Below are 7,273 nucleotides of genomic sequence, written 5' to 3'. Positions count from 1 at the left end.
CCTCTGACTGGACTCGAACCAGTGACATACGGATTAACAGTCCGCCGTTCTACCGACTGAACTACAGAGGAATCGTGTGAACGGGGCGAATAATAGCGGGGTGGTTGCGGCTTGTAAAGCGTGAAAACGCCCGACGCGCTCGTTTGCTGCAAGATTGCCCAACCTGCTGCTTTTTCTCGCTTTTATCGCTTATCCCGCGCACAGCGCCGCCGGATTGCCCATTGTTTGGCGCATTTGCCTGCCGATGGTGCAACGGCTGCCCTGCGCGGTGGCGCGCGTCGCCCGGCGAACGGCCGTTGACCGCCGTATATCCCGCTTCCGTGGCCGTTTACCGACTCTGGCCTGGATCTTGCTGTGGTTGCCTGACCGGATTTCGGCATTCTCAATTTAGCGGCTCGCTGGAGGCACTATGAATTTCAGACGTCTGAAGTACTTCGTGAAAATCGTCGATATCGGCAGCCTGACCCAGGCGGCGGAGGTGTTGCACATCGCCCAGCCGGCGCTCAGCCAGCAGCTGGCGACGCTGGAGGGGGAGCTGAAGCAACAGCTGCTGATCCGCACCAAGCGCGGCGTGCAGCCGACCGAGGCCGGCAACATTCTGTATGCCCACGCGCAGACCATTCTGCGCCAGTGCGAGCAGGCGCAGAGTGCGGTCAACAGCGCCGGGCAGGCGATGAGCGGCCAGGTGTCTCTCGGGCTGGCGTCGGGCAGCACCGCGGCGCAGCTGGCGTTGCCGCTGCTGCAGAGCCTGCGCGATCAGCAGCCGGGTATCCTGCTCAGCCTGCATGAAAACGGCGGCGCGGCGCTGGCCGGGCAGGTGGCTAACCAGACGCTGGACATGGCGATGGTCTACGGCGCCAAAATGCCCGCCGGGCTGCACGCCATCGCACTGATGCGAGAAGATCTTTATCTGGTGGCGACGCGCGCGGTGCCGCATCCCGGCAACAGCGTCGAGCTGCTGGACGTGGCGCGGCTAAACCTGTTCCTGCCGCGCGAGGGCGATGCGGTGCGCAATCAGCTGGAAGAGGCGATGGCGTTGCGCAAGCTGGCTGTCAACGTGGTGGGGGAGATCGAATCCTCGGGCGCGTTGAGCGCCGCGATCGCCGGCGGGCTGGGGGCGACCGTGCTGCCGGAATCGGTGGCGCGCGCGATGATCGGCCCGGCCAAAGCCTGGATGGCGCGCATCAATGCGCCGACGATGTCGGTGCCGCTGTCGCTGTGCATGTCGGGCCAACAGGCGCTGTCCGCCCCGGCGCTGCTGGTCAAAGACCTGCTGCTGTCGATCGCCGGCGGCCGCAGCCAGGAGAAGCGCGCGCTAGCGTTGGTGCGTTAAGGAAAAAATGGCCCGCCGCAGCGGGCCTGAGAACCGTTACCGGAACGGCGGCTCGTTGAAGGTGCGCAGCTTGCGCGAGTGCAGGCGATCGCCCTCGGCGCGCAGCAGATCGATGGCGCAGATGCCGATCTGCAGGTGCTCGGAGATCGCCCCTTCGTAGAAGCGGTTGGCCTGGCCCGGCAGTTTTATTTCGCCGTGCAACGGTTTGTCGGAGACGCACAGCAGCGTGCCGTACGGCACCCGGAAGCGGTAACCCTGGGCGGCGATGGTGGCGCTCTCCATGTCGACCGCCACCGCGCGGCTGAGGTTGAAGCGCCGCGCCGAAGCGGAATAGCGCAGCTCCCAGTTGCGATCGTCGGTGGTGACCACGGTGCCGGTGCGCAAACGCTGTTTGACCTCTTCGCCGGGCATGCCGCTGACCATCTTGGTGGCGTCGTACAGGGCGCGCTGCACCTCGGCGATGCTCGGGATCGGAATATCCGGCGGCAGCACCGCATCCAGCACGTGATCGTCGCGCAGATAGGCGTGGGCCAGCACATAATCGCCGATCTTCTGGCTTTCGCGCAGGCCGCCGCAGTGGCCGATCATCAGCCAGGCGCTCGGGCGCAGCACCGCCAGGTGATCGCAGATGGTTTTGGCGTTGGACGGGCCGACGCCGATGTTGATCAGCGTAATGCCCTGGCCGGTGCGCGAGATCAGGTGATAGGCCGGCATCTGGTGGTTTTTCCACGCCAGATCGGACACCGCCTGCTCCGGGGCGCGGGTTTCCGGCGTGATATAGGTGCCGCCGGCGCTGGAGAGGGCGATGTAGGGGCTGGCCGGATCGGCGATCTGGGCGCAGGCCCAGCGCACGAACTCATCCACATAGCGGGTGTAGTTGGTGAACAGCACGAACGGCTGGAAGTGTTCCACCGGCGTGCCGGTGTAGTGCCGCAGCCGCGCCAGCGAGAAATCCGCGCGCAGCGCATCGAAATGCGACAGCGGGAAATGGCTGTCGGTGGCGTGGTACAGGCCGTCGGCGGTCTCGTCACCGATCTGCGCCAGCTCGGTGGTGGGGAAATGCTGCGCGATGCCGGCGCTCATCGAGCGATCGAGCGCCAGGCTGGAGCCGTCGATCACGTAAGGGAACGGGATCTCCTGCTGCGACGGCGCCACTTCGATATGGGCGGCGTAATCGTGCTCCAGCATCGCCAGCTGTTCGGCCAGATAGTGGCGGAACAGCTGCGGCCGGGTCACGGTGGTGCTGTAGCTGCCGGGATGGGTAAAGCGGCCGAAGGCGCGGGTTTTGTTCAGGCCGGATTGCTGCCCGTCCCAGCTGACGCGCAGCTCGGGATACACGAACAGCCCGGCGGCGCGCGCCTGCGCATCCGGCAGCGTGCCGTGGTTGATAAAGTCGCTGACCGCCTGACGCAGCGCGTCTACCGCGGCGTCATACAGGGCTTCCAGTTGATCGAGTGCCTGATCGGCGCTGAGGCCGCTGCGAGGTGGGGCATAGCTCATACTTTCTCCTTGGATGTCCCGGCTCTGTGGCGGGGTTGCGGCGTTTTACCGTCACAGGTTAGCCGAAGAAAGGCGTAAAAGCTTGGTCGAAATGACGGGCGCGGCAAAGAAAATACCGCGCCCGTGAAGGCGTGGGGATCAGGAGGAGGGGGAGGCCGCCTCGACCTTCAGCGACACCAGGCCGATGCCCAGCTTCTTCGGCGTGAAGCCGCCGCTGGCGCTCTCTTTCGGCTCGGTCGGCGCCGGCGGGGTAATGCTGATCTTCTGCGCGCCGCGCGGGTTGTCGAAGCGCAGGGTGACGGTGCTGTCCTGTTCGCCGAGCGACACGAAACGCTCTTCGTCGCCGACGCGCACCGAAATCGGTTCGCCGACGTTATTGCCGTAGGCGCGGGCGCGCAGCACCAGATCGAAGCGCTTCGGCAGCGGATCGACGTAATCGATGTCGACCGCCGGCGCCAGGTTGGCGTCGGACCAGCGGCCCCACTCCTCGACGCCGGAAACGCCGGTGATGGCCTTCACCTGCTCCGGCAGGCCGGGCAGCATGAACTCGATGCTGTCCGCCCGGTACTTCATCGCGGCGTCGTCCACCTGCAGGCGGGCGACGGCGTTTTGATAATCGGCGACGCTGTCCGCCGGCGGGGCGGTAAAGCTCACCTTGCCGCGGAAGCGTTCGCCGCTGGCCTGCACGATCTGCGGCGGCGAGGCCAGGGTGCCGGAGGCTACGCAGATGTCGGTGCTCAGCGCCAGCTGCGGCGCCCAGACCCGGCCGATCTCGTAGCATTTATCGACCCAGACGAATTTCTCCCCCGCGCCCAACCCGGCCAGCTGCTTGCGCAGCGGGGTGGAGAGGTAGACGTTGAACATCGGTTCGATGCGGTTGTCGCCCACCCGCAGGATGAACGGCACCTTGTAGGTGACGCCGGAAAAGCTGAAGCTGCGCTGGCGCGTGTCCACGCTGTAGTCGCTGATGCGGTTCGGCAGGCCCCACTGGTTGATCACCGCCGGTTTCCAGCCGTTGATTTTCTCTTCGATGTTCAGGAACACCGTAGACAGCGACGGCGCCGACAGGCTGCTGCGGCCGAGGCCGATGTAGTTGTCGCCGCCCATCACGTCCAGCACCGTGGCGCCGTTGTCCAGCGTGCTGCGCTTCTCGTTGCGCTGTTCCGCCAGCGGCCGGGTGCCGTCGATGATGAAGAACAGGTTGCGGCGCTTCTGTTTGGTCAGGATATCGTAGGCGGTGTTGTTCATCGCCAGATGATCGGAGGACACCACGATCACGGTGTTGCTGAAATAGGGCGAGCGTTTGATCTTGTCGATCAGCGCGGCGATGTGTTGCTGGCTGCAGGCCACCGCGCTCAGCGAGCGGTTTTCCTTGTTCTGCCAGGCGTAACTTTTCTTGCTGCAGCCGGCGGAGATAAAGCCGTCCGGGTGATGGGTGTCGACGGTCAGGGTGAACAGCGAGAAGGGTTGGCGCTGTTTGGACAGCTCGACGAACTTGCCGTACACCACGTCCAGCACGCTGTCGTCGTACCAGCCCCAGTCGTTTTTGTAGCTCGGATCGGCGACCTGTTCGCGCAGCTCTTTGAAGCCGTAAACGTGGTCGAAGCCGTGGGATTTCAGGAAGGTGTCTTTACCGGCGAACGCCAGCTCGGCGCCCTGATAGAAATAGTTGCTGTAGCCGGCGGCCTTCAGCACGTCGCCCAGGCAGACGTTCTCCGGGTAGAAGGTGGAGACCGCGCTGGAGGCGTTGCCGTCGAAGGGCGCGAACAGCGGAATGCCGCACTGCGAGGCGACCATGCCGGCGATGGTATAGCCGGTACCCGGCAGCTGCTGGGTGTTGCTGAAATCGATGCTGTCCGTGCGCAGGGCGTTCAGCTCGTCGGCCAGGCCGGGAAACAGCTCGGCGTCGAAGTAGGTGCGCTCCAGGCTCTCGGCATAGATGTACACCAGGTTCGGCCGCTTGCCCTGCACGGTCTTTTTCGGCGCCTTGTAATAGGTGGTGAAATCGGCGGTATCGCCGACGATCTGGCTCTTGACCAGCAGCGAGATGTCCTGAAACGCCGGGGTGGTGCCGACCGAAAACAGCGCCAGCAGCACGGCGACGATGCTGTAGGCCACGCTGCTGCCTTTGGCCTTGCGGCGCAGCAGGCTGCGAGCCAGCACCGCGAAGATAAGCCCCAACGCCGCCAGCAGGCCGATGAACGGCAGCACGTATTTGCTGATGCCCGCGCCTTTGAGGCTGCTGGTGACGGTGTAAATCACCGCGTCGGTGATGCCGTCGCCGGTGAAGTAGTTGCTGGCGATCAGGATGACGTTCAGCACCAGATAGCTGCCGAGCAGCGTCAGCAGAATGGCGAACCACCAGCGGTTGGCGGCGGCCCGGGTGCGATAAATCAAAATCGACGCCAAAAAGAGAACAAACGAAACGACAGCTAAAACCATCCGCCAAACCCTGTCTGATTGAAATAAAACCGTTGCTGCCCTGGTCTGCGCCGCCGAGCGTGCCGCGGCGCGAAAAGTGAAGGGTATAGCCTATTGCCGGCGGCGGAACAACGCGCGATCTCCCGCTACGGCCGACGAACGGCGGCTATTGTACATTTTTATGACAATAGTGTGACGTTAATCACGCCGGCGGCGGCTTCGGCGGCGAAAGCTTGCTGGTCCGAGGTTTCGCTCTACGCTTAATGAGCGCCACGACGGCGCGCCCATCAGCCATTCAGGAGGAAGTATGCAGACGATTCCCGCCGCGGTACTCGACGATCTGGCCCCGCAAGGCGTGTTGCGCGCGGCGATCAACTACGGCAATCCGGTGCTGGCGCAGGCCGGAGCCGGCGGCAAACCGCAAGGCGCTTCGGTGGAGCTGGCCGCCGCGCTGGCCCAGGAGCTGGGCGTGGCGCTCGAGCTGGTGACCTATGACGCGGCGGGCAAGGTGTTCGCCGATCTGGACAGCGGCGCCTGGAACCTGGCGTTTATGGCCATCGAGCCGGTGCGCGCGGCGCAGATCGCCTTCAGCGAGCCGTACGTGATCATCGAGGGGACTTACCTGGTGGCGAACGACGCGCCTTACTTTGAGGTGGCGCAGCTCGACAGGCCGGAGGTGCGCATCGCGGTCGGCCAGGGGGCGGCGTACGATCTGTTTTTATCGCGCACGCTGCAGCAGGCGCAACTGGTGCGGGCGGCAACCTCTGCCGAGGCGATCGCGCTGTTTTTCGACCGGGGGCTGGAGGCGGCGGCCGGTGTGCGCCAACCGCTGCTGGCCGCTGCGGCCGTCCATCCCGGCTACCGGGTGCTGGACGGGCATTTCACCGCTATCCGCCAGGCAATGGCGGTGCCGCGGCAAAAAACGCAGGGCGCCGCCTACGTGAACGATTTTATCGAGCGCTGCAAGGCCAACGGGCTGGTGAAGGCGGCCTTGCAGCGCAGCGGCCAGGGTGAGGTGACGGTGGCGCCGCCGGCCGCCTCGGCGTGATCAGTTCAACTCCACCGCGTACTGTTCCACCGGAGTGATTTTCTTGATCAGCTTGTTGTCGAACAGGAACTGTTCGTAAGCCTGGTAGCGTGCCCGATCCAGCTTGGCCGGATCGCGCGCGAACAGCGGCAGGCTGGCTTGCCATGCCTGTTTGTTCAGCTCGGTATTCAGCTCCGGGTGCGCCTTGGCGAACGCCAGCCAGGTGTCCTGCGGGTGCGCGTGCAGGTAGTCGCTGCCTTTCTTCAGCGCGGCGAGGAACTTGCGGATTTTCGGCTCGTTCACCGCATCGCGGTGGGCGACGATGATCAGCTCGTCGTAGGCCGGCACGCCGTAATCTTCGACGTTGAACACCACCGGCGTCTTGCCCTGCAGCTTCAGCTCCAGCGCTTCGATGTTGCGGTAGCCGCCGATCACCGCATCGACCTGGCCCGCCAGCAGGGCGCTGGTCAGCTGGAAGTTGACGTTGATGAGCTTGATGTCCTGCGGCTTGAGGTGTTCGTGTTCGACCATGGTGGCCAGCGTCGCCTGTTCGATGCCGCTGACCGAGTAACCCACCGTCTTGCCCTTGAGATCCGCCGGCGACGTGATGTTTTTATCCAGCGCGATCACCGTATTCAACGGCGTGTTGATCAGCGTGCCGACACGCATCAGCGGCAGGCCCTGATCGGCGAAGAAATGCAGCTGAGGTTGGTAGGTGATGGCGAGGTCGGCCTGTTTGGCGGCCACCAGCCGCGGCGGCAGCGCCGGATCGGACGGCGGCACGATCTTGACGTCCAGCCCTTCGGCCTTGAAGGCGCCGATCTGCTCGGCCACCATAATCGGCGCGTGATCGGGGTTGATGTACCAGTCGAGCACCAGCGTCAGCTTTTCGGCCGCGCCGGCCTGGCCGGTGATGGCGGCGCCGAGCAGCAGCCCGCAAACGGTTTGTTTGATCATGGTCGTTCCTTTATCCCTGGTTATGGTTGCAATCA

Annotated in this window: 5 protein-coding genes; 2 read left to right on the top strand and 3 right to left on the bottom strand. The window is 64.5% G+C overall.

What is annotated here, in order from left to right; translation table 11 throughout:
- Nucleotides 1-409: 409 nt before the first annotated feature.
- On the top strand, nt 410-1,333 hold the full coding sequence (nac, locus tag REA38_RS00785) for a nitrogen assimilation transcriptional regulator NAC (RefSeq protein ID WP_033635160.1): 924 nt from the start codon (nt 410-412) through the stop codon (nt 1,331-1,333).
- 36 nt (nt 1,334-1,369) lie between these two features.
- Here the strand turns inward: nac and REA38_RS00780 are convergent, their stop codons facing one another.
- On the bottom strand, nt 1,370-2,833 hold the full coding sequence (locus REA38_RS00780) for an AMP nucleosidase (protein ID WP_164050823.1): 1,464 nt from the start codon (nt 2,831-2,833) through the stop codon (nt 1,370-1,372).
- Between the two features lie 138 nt (nt 2,834-2,971).
- Complete coding sequence (opgB, locus tag REA38_RS00775; protein WP_308325870.1) at nt 2,972-5,275, bottom strand: phosphatidylglycerol--membrane-oligosaccharide glycerophosphotransferase; 2,304 nt, start codon at nt 5,273-5,275, stop codon at nt 2,972-2,974.
- 286 nt (nt 5,276-5,561) lie between these two features.
- Between opgB and REA38_RS00770 the strand changes: the two genes are divergently transcribed.
- A complete protein-coding gene (locus REA38_RS00770; protein ID WP_060445789.1) occupies nt 5,562-6,302 on the top strand; it encodes a transporter substrate-binding domain-containing protein in 741 nt (246 codons plus the stop codon).
- Here the strand turns inward: REA38_RS00770 and REA38_RS00765 are convergent, their stop codons facing one another.
- Nucleotides 6,303-7,238: an ABC transporter substrate-binding protein gene (locus REA38_RS00765; protein WP_164050828.1), complete on the bottom strand. Its 936-nt coding sequence runs from the start codon at nt 7,236-7,238 to the stop codon at nt 6,303-6,305.
- Nucleotides 7,239-7,273 lie beyond the last annotated feature (35 nt).

Source organism: Serratia sp. MF1(2023) (genome assembly GCF_030954545.1).
GTDB lineage: Bacteria > Pseudomonadota > Gammaproteobacteria > Enterobacterales > Enterobacteriaceae > Serratia > Serratia sarumanii.
The sequence above is the reverse complement of the archived record's forward strand: the minus strand, read 5'-3'. Positions and strand labels throughout refer to the sequence as shown.